The sequence below is a fragment of the Aeromicrobium panaciterrae genome, from assembly GCF_039537165.1.
Classification (GTDB): domain Bacteria; phylum Actinomycetota; class Actinomycetes; order Propionibacteriales; family Nocardioidaceae; genus Aeromicrobium; species Aeromicrobium panaciterrae.
Window position 1 is genome coordinate 2,558,907 of sequence record NZ_BAAAZZ010000002.1, and the last position, 14,011, is coordinate 2,572,917.

Consider the following 14,011-nt stretch of genomic DNA (forward strand, 5'->3'; position numbering starts at 1 on the left):
ACCTTTGTGGCGTACGTCTCGTTGTGACAAACGGGTCTCCGGAAGAGGGAACGCATGTCACGCATCTGGCGCCACCGTCATTTCTGGCCGTTGTCGATCGCAGCCGTCACGATCGCACTCACGATCGGGACGTTTCCCGCCTACGCGGCGTGGACGCAGCAGTTCCACGGCGGCACCACGACGAAGGCCGACACCGGCAGCGTGATCGACGAGTCGAAGCCCCACTCGCACACCGATCCCGCCACCAAGAACGCCATCTCGCGCGCCGCGGTCGAGCCCGGCACCGCCGACTCGACGTCCGCACTCCAGGCGTTCGCCGGGATGTCGTCGGTCGAGGCGCAGCGCCTCGAGGCCGACCCCACCCTGATCAGCACGCCGTCCCCGGCAGCGCGAGCCGCCGTACCGCAGGACCGATACGCGATGGCTGGTGGCTGCTACGCCCTGCAGTCGACCACGAACGGCAAATGGATTGCGCGCTCGGGCAGCGGCTACTTCGCGTCCGCGGCGACCATCGCGCAGGCTGAGCCCTTCCGCTTCCAGGCAACCGACCTCGGCACCTACCTGCTCTACAACCGTCCCCAGCGATTCCTGACGCTCGGGCTGCTCAATGACATCAACCCCGTGGCGAGCCCGTCGGCAGCATCCACCTGGACGGTCGAGCGCACGGGTACGACGTTCACGTTCTCCATGCCGTCCAGGAGGACCGCGATCAGCATGCGGGCGGACGGACGACTCAAGGGCGGCGCGGCCACCGGGTTCGCATTGAAGATGACGACGGGGTGCGACCCGTGGCCCGAGGTCAGCGTCAACGTCTCCGGCAATCCGTTCGGCGGTGCGTCGTCGTTCCAGGAGGTGCGCGGATACCTCGACGGGCACACGCACGGCATGGCGTTCGAGTTCCTCGGAGGACAGCTCCACTGCGGTCGCCCGTGGCACCCGTACGGAGTCAAGGCGGCCCTGCAGGACTGCCCTGACCACACCCTCACCGGTGGTGCCGGCGCGGTCGTCGAGAACTTCCTCAAGGGCGGCGTTCCCGTGGCCCCGCACGACACGGTCGGCTGGCCGACGTTCAAGGACTGGCCCGCCCCCAACTCGCTGACGCACGAAGGCACCTACTACAAGTGGCTCGAGCGCTCGTGGCGCGGCGGCCAGCGCATCCTGGTCAACCTGCTGGTCGAGAACAACCAGCTGTGCACGATCTACCCGCTCAAGCGCAACTCGTGCGACGACATGACGTCGATGCGCCTGCAGGCCGCCGACATGCGCAAGCTCGAGCGCTACATCGACGCCCAGAACGGCGGGCCGGGCAAGGGTTGGTACCGCATCGTCGGCGACCCGTTCGAGGCACGCAAGGTCATCAACGAGGGCAAGCTCGCGGTGGTCATGGGCATGGAGACCAGCGTCCCGTTCGGCTGCTCGGAGAAGCTCGGCGTGCCGCAGTGCAGCCCCGCACAGATCGACCAGCAGCTCGACGACGTCTACGCGATGGGCGTACGGCAGATGGAGCTCGTCAACAAGTTCGACAACGCTCTCTCGGGCGTCGCGGGTGATGCCGGCACGATCGGACCGCTCGTCAACGCGGCCAACTTCCTGGAGACCGGCTCGTTCTGGGACATGCGCAAGTGCACCGACCCGGATCCCGAGGTCGCGGACAACGAGCAGCTCGCCGCACCGACGATCCTGCCCGAGCAGGACGCCCTGTTCGGCGCGGTCGCCAGCTTGGCGCTGCCGATCAAGCTGCCGCTCTATCCGTCGGGCCCGCACTGCAACGCCAGCGGGCTGACGACGTTGGGGGACCACACGATCGCGGGGCTGGCCAAGCGCCACATGCTGTTCGATCCCGACCACATGAGCGTCGCGGCTCGCAAGGCCTCGCTCGATGCGACCGAGAAGCTCAACTACCCCGGCGTCATCTCGAGCCACTCGTGGTCGACCCCGGACGCCTACCCGCGCATCTACAAGGCGGGCGGCATCATCACGCCGTACGCCGGCGACAGCTCCGGATTCGTCGCCAAGTGGAAGAGGCACCTGACCTGGGCGGACCCGCGGTTCTACTTCGGCATCGGGTACGGCGCCGACATCAACGGACTCGGTGCGCAGGGCAACCCGCGCGGCGCCGACGCTGCCAACAAGGTGACCTACCCGTTCAAGGGACTCGGCGGGGTGACGATCGACAAGCAGGTCAGCGGCCAGCGGGTCTATGACATCAACGTCGACGGTGTCTCGCACTACGGCCTCTATCCCGACTGGATCGAGGACCTCCGCAAGCAGGGAGGCCAGGCGATCGCGGACGACATGGCACGCGGTTCCGAGGCCTACCTCGAGATGTGGGAGCGTGCGACGGGCGTCAGCAACGACGCGTGCCGTGACCCCCGGGCGCTCAAGGCCGAGTCGGTGATCAAGGGCATCGCCAAGGGGACGTCGGTCAAGGACGTGCTCCTCAAGGCGGGCCAGCCGCACACGCGCCTGGGCACCAAGTTCACCTACTGCGCCAAGAACGCGGCGGGCGCCAAGGTGACTCGCACCGTCACCTTCACGTCCGGTGGCGCGGTCGCCAGCATCACCTGACCCGCCTGTCCGGCCACGAGTGCCGCGAGGTTGTCGAGCTCGTTGGTGCGTCCGCCGAGGAGGCGCTCGGTCCACACCTCGTCGTGGGCGGACGCATGCGGGTGACGATCCGCGAGGGTGACGGTCGAACCCTCGTGTGGTTGACGATCCGGGTCAAGGACGTCACGTCCGCGCTGGCCGAGGTGCTGGCGGGGATACCGATCGGGTGGGAGCAGTGCCTCGACAAGCTCGCTGCAGTGGTCGAATCGGCCTGAGCGGAAGGATTCGGGGCGCCGGCACGTTGACCCTGAGGTGAGACTCTCCGTCCTTGACCTCGTGCCCGTCCGTACCGACCAGTCCACCGGTGATGCGATCGCCGCAACCGTCGGCTTGGCGCAGGTCGCCGACCGTCTCGGGTTCACCCGGTTCTGGGTGGCCGAGCACCACAACATGCCTGCCGTCGCCGCGACGTCGCCGCCGGTCCTGATCGCCCACCTCGCGGCCCAGACCGAGTCGATCCGGGTCGGCTCCGGCGGTGTGATGCTCCCGAACCACGCGCCGCTCGCCGTCGCCGAGCAGTTCGCGCTGCTCGAGGCCGCGCACCCCGATCGCATCGACCTGGGCATCGGTCGCGCACCGGGCTCCGACCCCGTGACATCGATGGCGCTCCGCGGTGCAGCAGGCCGCGATGACACCGACATCGAGAACTTCCCGCAATACCTCGACGACGTCATGGCGCTGATGGGCACCGAGGGCGTACGCGTCGCGATCCCGCGGCAGGACTACGTCCTCAAGGCGACCCCTTCGGCATCGTCGGAGCCCAACATGTGGCTGCTCGGCTCGTCGATGTACTCCGCGCACCTCGCGGCGGCGAAGGGCCTGCCGTACGTCTTCGCCCATCACTTCTCGGGTCAGGGGACGGCGGAGGCTCTGGCGGTCTACCGCTCGGAGTTCCAGCCCAGCGAGCTCACCCCCGAGCCCGTCACGTTCCTGACGGTCAACGCTTCGGTCGCGGAGACGGCGGAAGAGGCGGCAGCGCTGATGTTGCCCAATCTGCACATGATGGCCAAGCTGCGTACCGGTCAGCCGCTCACGGCACTCGATCTGGTCGAGGACGCCGAAGCGGTTGAGCTGCACCCACAGGCGTTGGAGCTGGTCGAGTCGGCGTTCGGCCGGGCCGTCGTTGGCACGCCGGAGGAGGCTGCGTCACAGGTTCGCCAGCTCGCCGACCAGTTCGGCGTGGACGAGGTCATGGTCAACCCGGTGGCGTCGGCGCGGCGCGGCACCGATCCGCGTACGGCTCCTGGCCGCAACCGCACCCTCGAGCTGCTTGCCAAGGAGCTGCTCTAGGCGGTGGTGGTGATTCCCGCGGCGGCGAACTCGTCGCGCACGGTCGGCAGGTTGTCGGCCGAGACCGCGGCGGTCAGCCCTCCGAGCACCGTGACCGTGAACCCCTCGGTTGCCGCGTCGAGCGCCGTCGCTCGTACGCAGTAGTCCGTGGCGATGCCGCACACGTCAACGGCATCAACGCCGGCAGTGCGCAACCAGTTGGCCAACGGAGCGCCGCTGGCTGACTTGCCCTCGAAGCCGGAGTAGGCCGCGGCGTACTCGCCCTTGTAGAAGATCTCATCGAACATCGACGCTTTGAGCGGGTGGTGGAACTCCTCGCCGTTGGTTCCTACCACGCAGTGCGGGGGCCACGAGTCCACGAAGTCAGGGTTGTCGGAGAAATGGCTCCCGGGATCGATGTGATGATCACGGGTCGCGACGACTATCTCGTACGTATCCAGGTCGATCCGCACGGCGACCTCAGCAGCCACCTGTGCGCCTCCGGCCACGGCGAGAGATCCGCCCTCGCAGAAGTCGTTCTGCACATCAACGACGATCAAGGCTGTGATCATGTGACCTCCTCGAAGACTGTCTCGATCACGGGTTCGCCACGCGAGAGCTGTTTCGCGGCTGGGGGCAGTTCGCCGAGTGCTGTCTTGAGACGTGTGCGCGCTGCGTCGAGGGACTCGTGGTGGATGCGTGTGCCGCCTCGGACGAGTTCGACGAGCAGGAGGCGACCTGGACCTTCGGGTTCCCCGCCGATGCCCAGGACCTCGGCCGTGGCTGTGCCGTTCTCGTCGTGGCGGCGCAGGGCGTACTTGCGACCGCCGACCGAGACCTTGTCCTTGCTGGCCTTGGCCACCGACACCATCTCACCGTCGTCGCCGGCACGGGCGACCAGCTTGTAGACGAAGCTGCTGGTCGGCACTCCGGAGCCTGTCACCAGGGCCGTGCCGACTCCGTAGCCGTCGACGGGTGCCGACGCCAGCGCCGCGATCGCGTGCTCGTCGAGGTCGCTGGTCACGGTGATCCGGGTGGATGTGGCGCCGAGTCCGTCGAGCTGCTTGCGCACCGTCTTGGCCAGCGACACCAGGTCGCCGGAGTCGAGTCGTACGCCGCCGAGCTGCGTACCGGCGACCTCGACCGCCAGCCGCACACCTTCGGGGATGTCGTACGTGTCGACCAGCAGCGTCGTGTCGGTGCCGAGGGCGCGGACCTGTGCCTCGAACGCGTCACGCTCGGTGTCATGCAACAGCGTGAAGGAGTGTGCGCTGGTGCCGGTGGTCGGGATGTCGTACGTCCGACCCGCCTCGAGGTTGGAGGTCGCGGCGAATCCCGACACGTACGCGGCGCGTGCGGCCGCGACAGCCGACCAGTCGTGCGTACGGCGTGAGCCCATCTCGATGCACGGCCGATCGCCGGCGGCACTGACCATGCGCGCCGCCGCTGAGGCGATCGCCGAGTCATGGTTGAGGATCGACAGGAGGATCGTCTCGAGGATGACGCACTCGGCGAACGTGCCCTCGACGATCAGCACGGGGGAGTAGGGGAAGTAGATCTCGCCCTCGGGGTAGCCCCAGATCGAGCCGCTGAACTCGAAGTCGGCCAGCCAGGCGATGGTGTCTTCGTCGACGACGTCGGCCTCGCGCAGCCACGCCAGCTCGGACTCGCCGAACCGGAAGCTCTCCAGCGCGTCGAGGAGCCGGCCGACCCCGGCGATCACGCCGAAGCGGCGGCCACCGGACAGGCGCCGGGCGAACAGCTCGAACACGGACGCTCTGTGAGCCGTTCCGTCCCGCAGGGTCGACTGCAGCATCGTGAGCTCATAGCGGTCGGTCAGCAGGGCGGTGCTGGCAGTCGTATGCGCTGTCATGCGAGCCAGACTATGCCGTGCGTGTTGCTCCCATTTCGCCGCGCCGTGCCGCTGCGCCACAATGGGAGACGTGACCACACCCACTCCGATCGAGATCGTGGAGCCCGAGGTCGACGACATCGTCGAGCTCGAGGATCCGTGGGTCACGATCGTGTGGAACGACCCGGTCAACCTGATGTCCTACGTCGCCTACGTGTTCCGCAACTACTTCGGCTACACCGACGAGAAGGCCCACGAGCTGATGCTCGCGGTGCACCACGACGGCAAGGCCGTGGTCTCCAGCGGCAGCCGCGAGCAGATGGAGCGACACGTGCAGGCGATGCATGAGTACGGTCTCTGGGCCACCCTCGACCGGGCTGATGCATGAGTGAGCGCCAGCCAGTGATCGGATCGGCAGAGTGAAGCCCTTCAAGCGACGTCGCCGCGGCGGCGTGACTGCCACCCTGACCTCCACCGAGGCGCATCTGCTGGCCAACCTCGCCGGCCAGGTCGTCGAGCTGCTGCGTGACCGCAACGGTGCCGCGGAGTCCGACGCCGATCCGCTGGCGGTGCAGCTCGGCATGGGCGGCTCGGCCATACCCCCCGACGACCCCGTGCTCGCCCGGCTGCTGCCCGACGCCTACCGCGGTAGCGACGACGACTCGGGTGAGTTCCGACGCCTCACCGAGCGGTCGCTGACGTCGACCAAGGTGCACCACGCCGAGACGCTGATCGGCTCGCTGATCGACGGTGGGCTGACGTTCGAGGTGCCCACGGCCGACGACGAGGGCGATGACGTCGAGGTCGAGCTCGGCGCCGACGCAGTGCAGTCCTGGCTCAAGTCGCTGACCGACATCCGGCTCTCCCTCGCCGTCCGCCTCGGCATCGAGAACGAGGAGGACGCCATGCTGGTCGGCGAGTCCGGCGACGAGGCGATCGTGGCGATGGCCGAGATCTATGACTGGCTCGGCTACGTCCAGGAGACCCTCATTGCTGCCCTCGACTGAGTCGGGCGTACTCCCGCAGGCGTAGTCCGCATTGCTCCGCGCGTCCGATGACGCGCCGAGCGGAGTCGCCTACCGTGAGGTCCATGCCCATCGATCTGCGCTCGCTGCCGCGAGGTGCGGTCTTCGGATCGCTGGGCCTTCTGGTCTTCCAGGTGATTGGTACGGTCGGCGCCAGCCACAACCAGACCGGACACCGCGATCTCGACCCGCTGGCGATCGTGCTGGTCCTGCTCGGCCCGCTGTCGCTGCCGTTCCTCGCTCGATGGACCCGCCCGGTCCTGTGGTTCGTCGTGGGCCTGACGGTCACCTACCTGCTGCGCGACTACCCGTACGGCCCGGTGCTGGCGAGCCTCGCCATCGCCACGATCGTCACGGTGATCCGCGGCCACCGGGTCACCGCCTGGCTCGGCCTGAGCACCGTCGCGGTGACGCTCTTCGCGATCCAGCGGCCGATCCACGACCGCCCGTTCGAGTGGGGCCTGCTCTCGGGGGTGCTGGCCTGGTCGCTGCTGATCTTGTCGGCCGGTGAGTTCGTACGCATCCGCCGCGAACGCAGTGCGGTGGCCCGTCAGGCCCGTGCCGAGGCATCGAAGCGGCAGGCCAACGAGGAGCGGCTCCAGATCGCCCGTGAGCTGCACGATGTGGTGGCGCACCACATGTCGCTGATCAACGTGCAGGCGGGAGTGGCGCTGCACATCGTCGACCGTCGCCCCGAGCAGGCGCAGACCGCGCTGGTGGCGATCAAGGACGCCAGCAAGGAGGCGCTGGTCGAGCTGCGTGCGCTGGTCGGCATCCTGCGCGACGTCGACGACGAGGCTCCCCGCCGGCCCACTGGCACGCTCGCCTCGCTCGACGACCTCGTCGAGCGCAGCCACCACGCGGGTCTCGAGGTCGCCAAGACGGTGACCGGCGACGTACGTCCGCTGTCCTCGTCGGTCGAGCTGGCCGCGTTGCGGATCGTCCAGGAGGCGATCACCAACGTCGTACGCCACTCCGGCGCGACCGCGGCTGTGATCGAGCTCGGCTACGGCCTCGACGCGCTGACAGTGAGCGTCACCGACAACGGTGCCGGGATCACGCCGAGCGGTTCGGACGGCACCGGCATCATCGGGATGCGCGAGCGCGCGGAGGCGTTGGGCGGCTGGCTCGACGTCGGTCCGGGTCCCGACGGCGGGACCCGTGTACGGGCCTCCCTCCCGCTGAGGAGTCACACATGATCCGCGTCGTGCTGGTCGACGACCAGGCCCTGCTGCGCGCGGGTTTCCGGGCGCTGCTCGACGCCGAGGACGACATCGAGGTCGTCGCGGAGGCCTCCGACGGTCGTGAGGCGCTCGAGGTCGTCGCGCTGCACCGGCCCGATGTCGTGCTGATGGACATCCGCATGCCCGGCGTCGACGGGCTCGAGGCCACGCGGCGGATCAGCGCCGACCCGGAGCTGCCCGACGTCCACGTCGTCATCCTCACGACGTTCGACCTCGACGAGTACGTCTTCGAGGCGATCCGCATCGGCGCCAGCGGTTTCCTCGTCAAGGACACCGAGCCCGCCGAGCTGCTGGCCGGCATCCGTGCGGTGGCCGCCGGAGACGCGCTGCTCTCGCCAGGGGTGACCCGAAGGCTCATCGCCGAGTTCGCCGACCGCAGCCGTGGCACGGCCGATCCGCAGAGTCTCGAACCGCTCACGGAGCGCGAACGCGAGGTCGTCGCGCTCGTCGGCGAGGGACTCAACAACGCCGAGATCGGTGAGCGGCTCTTCATGAGCCCGGCGACCGCCAAGACGCACGTCAGTCGGGCGATGATCAAGCTCGGAGCGCGAGACCGCGCACAGCTGGTCGTGATCGCGTACGAGTCGGGCCTCGTACGCCCGGGCTGGTCCTGACTACTCCGCTCGGCGTAGGCCAAGTGACTCCGTCGGGCCGATGTGGCAGGGCCCCGAGCTCGGGAGTCTTGAAGGGTCAGCAACACACCCTCAAGGAGAAATGCCATGTTGTCCTCAACACTGCTCACCAACCACGATCACTGGGACGGCCCCGGGCCCTGGTGGCCGCTCATCCCGCTGTTCTGGTTCGCTTTCATCGTCGTCGCCTTCGTCCTGCTCGGTCGCTTCGGCCGCCGCCGCTGGCACCGTGGCTCGTACTCGGGTGAAGCCAGGCTCGCCGAACGCTTCGCCGCCGGTGAGATCGACGAGACCGAGTACCGTACGCGGCTCGCGGTCCTGCGCGAGAACGGCAAATGAGCGCGGTCGTCGAGATCCGTGACCTGTCCAAGAGGTACGGCGCCGTCACGGCTGTCGATCACGTCAGCCTGAGCGTCAAGCGCGGAGAGGTCTACGGATTCCTCGGACCCAACGGCGCAGGCAAGACCACCACGCTGCGCATGCTGCTGGGACTGATCCGGCCGACGAGCGGGGACATCACCGTCCTCGGCCGTCGGCCGGGCGACCCCGGCGTTCTCTCGACGACCGGATCCATGATCGAGGGGCCGGCGTTCTATCCGTTCCTGTCCGGCCGCGACAACCTGAAGGTGGTCGCCCGATATGCGGGAGTCGGGGCGGGCCAGATCGATGCCGTGCTCGAGACCGTCGACCTCGCGACACGCGGCGGCGACAAGTTCTCGACCTACTCGCTCGGCATGAAGCAGCGTCTCGGCGTTGCCGCGGCACTGATCAAGGATCCGGACCTCGTCGTGCTCGACGAGCCCACCAACGGTCTCGACCCGGCCGGCATGCGCGACATGCGCGCGCTGATCCGCAGGCTCGGCGACTCCGGTCGCACCGTGATCCTCTCGAGCCACATGCTCGGCGAGGTCCAGCAGATCTGTGACCGGGTCGGCGTCATCAACAACGGCACGATGGTGGCCGAGAGCACCGTCGACGAGCTGCGCGGTGACAGCGAGCTGCTGGTGCGCGCCACACCCGCCGATGTCGTGCTGTCGACCCTCGACCGGATCGCCGACGTCGAAGCGATCCGTACCGTCGACGACGAGCTCCGGCTCCGCGTCGACGAGCGGCACACCGCCGGCGTCGTACGCGCGCTGGTCGCCGCCGGTGCCGACGTGCACGAGGTGCGCCGGCTCGACCGCCAGCTCGAGGACGTGTTCTTCGAGATCACCGCCACGGAGGCAAGCCATGTCTGATGTCATCAACGTCGCCCGGGCCGAGCTGTTCAAGCTCGTACGCCGGCCCGCCGCCTGGACGCTGCTCGCGGCATCCGCCGTGCTCAGCCAGGTGTTCGGCTACCTGATCCCGTACCTCTCCTACGCCGGAGGCGACTCAGGCCCGATGGAGGGCGCATCGAAGGAGGCGATCCTCGCCAGCACCTTGCCGGACCAGCTGGTGTCCAACACGCTCGGCGGGTTCCCGGTGTTCGCCGGCGCTCTCGCCCTGGTGTTCGGGGCACTCGTGTTCGGCGGCGAGTACGGCTGGGGCACCGTCAAGACGGTCCTGACCCAGCGCCCGGGACGAGCTGCGTCGATGGCGGGCCAGTTCCTGGCCCTCGCCTCTGCAGTCGCCGTCGGCGTCGTCATCCTGTTTGCGCTTGGCTCTGTGAGCTCGACCGCCATCGCCGTGGCGCAGGACCGCTCGATCGACTTCCCGTCGTTCGTCGACCTGACCGCCGGATACGGCGCTGGCCTCGCGATCATGCTGATGTGGGCCAGCCTCGGCGCGCTGCTCGGCGTGGTGCTGCGCGGCGTCGCGCTGCCGATCGGGCTGGGTGTCGTCTGGGTGCTGGGGGTCGAGAACCTCGTCACCGGAGTCTCCAGCTCGGTGCTCACGGCGTTGCGGCCGCTGCGCGACGTGCTCCCGGGTGTCAACGCGGGATCGCTGGCCTCGGCGGTCATGCCGACGCGCCCTCCCGGCATCGACGCTCCTCCCGGCGTCAGCTCGTACGTCAGTGACGGCCGTGCTCTCGTGACGGTGGCGTGCTATGTCGCGGTGTGCCTGGTCGCGGCGATGCTGACGTACCGGCGTCGCGACGTCGTCTGACCGCGGTCAGGCGGTGGCCTCCTGCAGCTCGTCGGACGAGACGAACGCCACGACCTGACGGATGATCGCCGGATCTCGAAGCGCCCGGCGGTGCCCCAATCCTTCGATCGTCGTGAGGCGGGCACCGCTCCAGTGCGCCACCAGCGACGTCGTGGAGGCGTACGGGGTCTCACGGTCCGCCGGATCGTGGATCACCAGCAGCTCCGGCCGCTCGATCTCCTCGGCGACCCGATGCAGGTCAACGGCATCGATCGGCAGCCCGACACGGTTGAGGACGCGGGTCTCGAGCCGGCGAAGCGTACGGGGGCCGAAGCCGAGCCCGGCCTGGACCACCGTGACGTAGTCGCTGATCCGTACGGCCGGGGCGATCATGACGAGCCGGTCGGTCCCGAGCCACCCGTGCTGGAGTGCCAGACCCGTGGCGAGGCTTCCCATCGAGTGGGCCACCACAGCATGTGCGGGTCCGAACTTGGCGGCGACGTCGTCGAGCGCCTTGCCCATCTGGACTCCATCGCTGTTGCCCGCGCCGGTGGGACCGGGATCGGAACGACCGTGGCTGAGCGCGTCGTGTGCGACGACGCTGAATCCGGCAGCAACGAGCGGTGCCACGAACGAACCGAGCTGCGAGGAGTTGCCACCCCAGCCGTGCACGAGGTAGACGACGGGGCCGGATCCCCATCTCGTACCGCGCACGACGCCACCCTGCGACGCAACCTCGAAGTGTGTGCCGCCGCCGACGACGGCCTGGACGCGCGACGGGGTGATCGCGAACCAGAACCGCTCTGCCCACAGGGCGCCCAGCCGTGGTGACACGAGCTCGAGCACCCGGAAGGCGCTGCGCAGGCCCGCAGTCTTGATACGAACGATCGTGCTTTTAGTTGACGATGTGAATGCCATGATGTCCTTCTCGGTCGGGGATGGTCAGGTCGTGAGCGCACGCTCGACGATCGAGTCGAAGGCCCGGCGGGCGCGTTCGAGGGCTCGAGGGTCTTGCATGAGGCGTGACGTGTGCTGGTGGTTGAGCATGATGGCGTGCAGCTCGTAGGCGATCTGCTCGACATCGACATCGCTGCGGAACTCGCCCTCGCTGACTGCGGTTGCGGCGATCGTGACGATGAGCTCGAGCCAGTCGCGCTCGTCGCGTACGAGGGCGTCACGTACGGGCCCGGGCTGGTCGTCGAGCTCCGAGCTGGCCGCGACGAACAGGCAACCGCCGTCCTCGAACGCCTCGGACCAGGCCAGCCACGACTCGAACAGGGTACGAAGCCGGTTGAGCCCGCGAGGGGATTGCAGGGCCGGCCGTACGACCCGGTCGACGAAGCGCTCTCGGGTGTGGCGCAGGATCTCGATCTGCAGTGCCTCCTTGGAGGCGAAGTGCGCATACAGGCCACTCTTGGACATGCCGGTGTGGGCGGCGAGCTGGCCGATCGACATGCCGGTGAGCCCGACCTTGGAGGCGACGCTGGTGGCCTCGGTCAAGATGGCGTCGCGCGTCTCGTCACCCTTCGACATGATCCATTTATAGCACGGACGTGCTTTTTGCGCCGTCTCAGCGGACGGCTGCGCGCTCGGGCGTCCCGGTGAGCCCGATAAACTCCGTGGGTGCTGACGATCGACCAGGCGACGCGTGACGCGATCATCGCCCACGCACGTCGTGACCATCCCGACGAGGCGTGCGGCGTGGTCGCGGGTGCCATCGGTTCCGACCTGCCCACGCGGTTCGTCCCGATGCTGAACGCCGCGATGTCGCCGACGTTCTACGAGTTCGACTCCGGCGACCTCCTCAAGCTCTATCGCGAGATGGACGACAACGACGAAGAGCCGGTCATCATCTATCACTCGCACACCGCGACGGAGGCCTTTCCGTCGCGCACCGACATCAATCTCGCGGGAGAACCCGGCGCGCACTACGTGCTCGTGTCGACCCGTGACGGCGCGCACGAGGGTGGTCCCGTCGACTTCCGGTCCTTCCGGATCACCGGCGGCGAGGTCACCGAGGAAGAAGTTCGCGTCGTGGACAGTTATGCAAACGGCACAGCCACCGAGCAGAAGGCAGAACACTGATGGCCATCGAGGTCCGCATCCCGACGATCCTGCGTCCCTACACCGACGGTGAGCGTGCCGTCGACGGCGCCGGTGCCACGGTTGCCGAGCTGATCGACCAGCTCGAGGTCGACCACCCCGGCATCAAGGAGCGCCTGGTCGAGGGCGACGAGGTGCGCCGCTTCGTCAACATCTACGTCAACGACGAAGACATCCGGTTCACGGGTGGACTGGGCACCCCGGTCGCCGACGGCAACACGGTGGTCATCCTGCCGGCCGTCGCCGGCGGCTGATCGGCGCACATGCGTTTTGACTCGCTGATCGACTCCGTCGGAGGCACTCCGCTCGTCGGTCTCCCGACACTCTCTCCGAGCAATGACGTACGCATCTGGGCCAAGCTCGAGGACCACAACCCGACCGGCTCGATCAAGGACCGTGCCGCCCTGGCGATGATCCTCAAGTCCGAGGCGGACGGGCTCCTCCAGCCCGGCGCGACGATCCTCGAACCCACCAGCGGCAACACCGGCATCTCGTTGGCCATGGTCGCCAGCCAGCGGGGCTACAAGCTGATCTGCGTGATGCCCGAGAACACCTCCATCGAGCGCACGCAGCTGCTCACGATGTGGGGCGCCGAGATCATCCCGTCGCCTGCCGCCGGCGGGTCCAACGAAGCCGTACGGGTCGCCAAGGGCCTTGCCGCTGACAACCCCGACTGGGTGATGCTCTACCAGTACGGCAACCCGGCCAACGCCGACGCACACTACGCGGGGACGGCCCCGGAGATCCTCACCGACCTTCCTGAGGTCACGCACTTCGTCGGCGGCCTCGGCACGACGGGCACGCTCATGGGTGTCGGCAGGTACTTCCGTGAGCACAAGCCCGACGTACGTATTGTCGCCGCGGAGCCGCGCTACGGCGAGCTGGTCTACGGGCTGCGCAACCTCGACGAGGGCTTCGTGCCCGAGCTGTACGACGACTCACTGATCGACTCACGGTTCTCCGTGGGACCCCGCGATGCCGTACGCCGCGTGCGCGAGCTGATCGCCGCCGAAGGCATCTTCGCAGGCATCTCCACCGGCGCGATCCTGCACGCGGCGTTGGCGCAGGCGGCCAAGTGTGTCGCGGCCGGCGAGACCGCCGACATCGTGTTCGTCGTCGCCGATGGCGGATGGAAGTACCTCTCGACAGGTGCCTACGAGGGCACTCTCGACGAGGCCGAGGACAAGCTCGACGGCCAGCTCTGGGCCTAGG

17 protein-coding genes are annotated in these 14,011 nt (G+C 68.2%); 13 read left to right on the plus strand and 4 right to left on the minus strand.

From position 1 onward, the window contains the following. Positions 1–54: 54 nt before the first annotated feature. The 3 genes from ABD683_RS13440 to ABD683_RS13450 all read left to right on the plus strand — a co-directional run bounded on the left by ABD683_RS13440 (position 55) and on the right by ABD683_RS13450 (position 3,897). Positions 55–2,568, plus strand: a complete 2,514-nt coding sequence (locus ABD683_RS13440; protein ID WP_344770461.1) for an amidohydrolase family protein — start codon at positions 55–57, stop codon at positions 2,566–2,568. An 83-nt stretch (positions 2,569–2,651) separates the two neighbouring features. Beyond that, positions 2,652–2,822 (plus strand): SRPBCC family protein, encoded by a 171-nt coding sequence (locus ABD683_RS13445; RefSeq protein WP_344770462.1) that lies wholly within the window; start codon positions 2,652–2,654, stop codon positions 2,820–2,822. Positions 2,823–2,883: 61 nt separating this feature from the next. Beyond that, a complete protein-coding gene (locus tag ABD683_RS13450) occupies positions 2,884–3,897 on the plus strand; it encodes an LLM class flavin-dependent oxidoreductase (RefSeq protein ID WP_425548509.1) in 1,014 nt (337 codons plus the stop codon). Here the strand turns inward: ABD683_RS13450 and ABD683_RS13455 are convergent. Both ABD683_RS13455 and ABD683_RS13460 read right to left on the minus strand, forming a co-directional pair. Next, positions 3,894–4,448 carry an isochorismatase family protein gene (locus ABD683_RS13455; protein ID WP_344770464.1) on the minus strand — a complete coding sequence of 185 codons (555 nt, stop codon included), beginning with the start codon at positions 4,446–4,448 and terminating at the stop codon, positions 3,894–3,896. The genes ABD683_RS13450 and ABD683_RS13455 overlap by 4 nt on opposite strands. Then, the gene (locus ABD683_RS13460; RefSeq protein ID WP_344770465.1) at positions 4,445–5,749 is read right to left on the minus strand and encodes a nicotinate phosphoribosyltransferase; all 1,305 of its coding nucleotides are present in this window, start codon (positions 5,747–5,749) and stop codon (positions 4,445–4,447) included. Before ABD683_RS13460 ends, ABD683_RS13455 begins: the two co-directional genes overlap by 4 nt. A gap of 61 nt (positions 5,750–5,810) precedes the next feature. Between ABD683_RS13460 and clpS the strand changes: the two genes are divergently transcribed. From clpS to ABD683_RS13495, 7 genes are all read left to right on the plus strand, one after another. After that, positions 5,811–6,116, plus strand: a complete 306-nt coding sequence (gene clpS, locus ABD683_RS13465; RefSeq protein WP_425548510.1) for an ATP-dependent Clp protease adapter ClpS — start codon at positions 5,811–5,813, stop codon at positions 6,114–6,116. Between the two features lie 31 nt (positions 6,117–6,147). Continuing rightward, positions 6,148–6,735: a DUF2017 domain-containing protein gene (locus ABD683_RS13470; protein ID WP_344770467.1), complete on the plus strand. Its 588-nt coding sequence runs from the start codon at positions 6,148–6,150 to the stop codon at positions 6,733–6,735. A gap of 83 nt (positions 6,736–6,818) precedes the next feature. Further along, on the plus strand, positions 6,819–7,952 hold the full coding sequence (locus ABD683_RS13475; protein WP_344770468.1) for a sensor histidine kinase: 1,134 nt from the start codon (positions 6,819–6,821) through the stop codon (positions 7,950–7,952). Further along, positions 7,949–8,611, plus strand: a complete 663-nt coding sequence (locus ABD683_RS13480; protein WP_344770469.1) for a response regulator transcription factor — start codon at positions 7,949–7,951, stop codon at positions 8,609–8,611. Before ABD683_RS13475 ends, ABD683_RS13480 begins: the two co-directional genes overlap by 4 nt. Before the next feature lie 105 nt (positions 8,612–8,716). After that, positions 8,717–8,968 (plus strand): SHOCT domain-containing protein, encoded by a 252-nt coding sequence (locus ABD683_RS13485; protein ID WP_344770470.1) that lies wholly within the window; start codon positions 8,717–8,719, stop codon positions 8,966–8,968. Then, positions 8,965–9,867, plus strand: coding sequence for an ABC transporter ATP-binding protein (locus tag ABD683_RS13490; protein WP_344770471.1), 903 nt, complete (start codon positions 8,965–8,967; stop codon positions 9,865–9,867). The genes ABD683_RS13485 and ABD683_RS13490 overlap by 4 nt, the downstream gene beginning before the upstream one ends. Further along, complete coding sequence (locus tag ABD683_RS13495; RefSeq protein WP_344770472.1) at positions 9,860–10,717, plus strand: ABC transporter permease; 858 nt, start codon at positions 9,860–9,862, stop codon at positions 10,715–10,717. The genes ABD683_RS13490 and ABD683_RS13495 overlap by 8 nt, the downstream gene beginning before the upstream one ends. A gap of 6 nt (positions 10,718–10,723) precedes the next feature. Here ABD683_RS13495 and ABD683_RS13500 read toward each other — a convergent pair whose 3' ends face one another. Both ABD683_RS13500 and ABD683_RS13505 read right to left on the minus strand, forming a co-directional pair. Beyond that, the gene (locus ABD683_RS13500; protein ID WP_344770473.1) at positions 10,724–11,614 is read right to left on the minus strand and encodes an alpha/beta hydrolase; all 891 of its coding nucleotides are present in this window, start codon (positions 11,612–11,614) and stop codon (positions 10,724–10,726) included. Positions 11,615–11,638: 24 nt separating this feature from the next. Beyond that, positions 11,639–12,229: a TetR/AcrR family transcriptional regulator gene (locus ABD683_RS13505; protein ID WP_344770474.1), complete on the minus strand. Its 591-nt coding sequence runs from the start codon at positions 12,227–12,229 to the stop codon at positions 11,639–11,641. Between the two features lie 90 nt (positions 12,230–12,319). Between ABD683_RS13505 and ABD683_RS13510 the strand changes: the two genes are divergently transcribed. Genes ABD683_RS13510 through ABD683_RS13520 form a run of 3 tightly spaced genes read left to right on the plus strand, consistent with a single transcriptional unit; the run spans position 12,320 to position 14,010 of the window. Continuing rightward, positions 12,320–12,781 carry a M67 family metallopeptidase gene (locus ABD683_RS13510; RefSeq protein ID WP_344770475.1) on the plus strand — a complete coding sequence of 154 codons (462 nt, stop codon included), beginning with the start codon at positions 12,320–12,322 and terminating at the stop codon, positions 12,779–12,781. Beyond that, entirely contained in the window at positions 12,781–13,053 is a 273-nt protein-coding gene (locus tag ABD683_RS13515) for a MoaD/ThiS family protein (protein ID WP_344770476.1), read from the plus strand. Before ABD683_RS13510 ends, ABD683_RS13515 begins: the two co-directional genes overlap by 1 nt. Before the next feature lie 9 nt (positions 13,054–13,062). Beyond that, positions 13,063–14,010, plus strand: coding sequence for a PLP-dependent cysteine synthase family protein (locus ABD683_RS13520; protein WP_344770477.1), 948 nt, complete (start codon positions 13,063–13,065; stop codon positions 14,008–14,010). The last annotated feature ends 1 nt before the right edge of the window (position 14,011 follow it).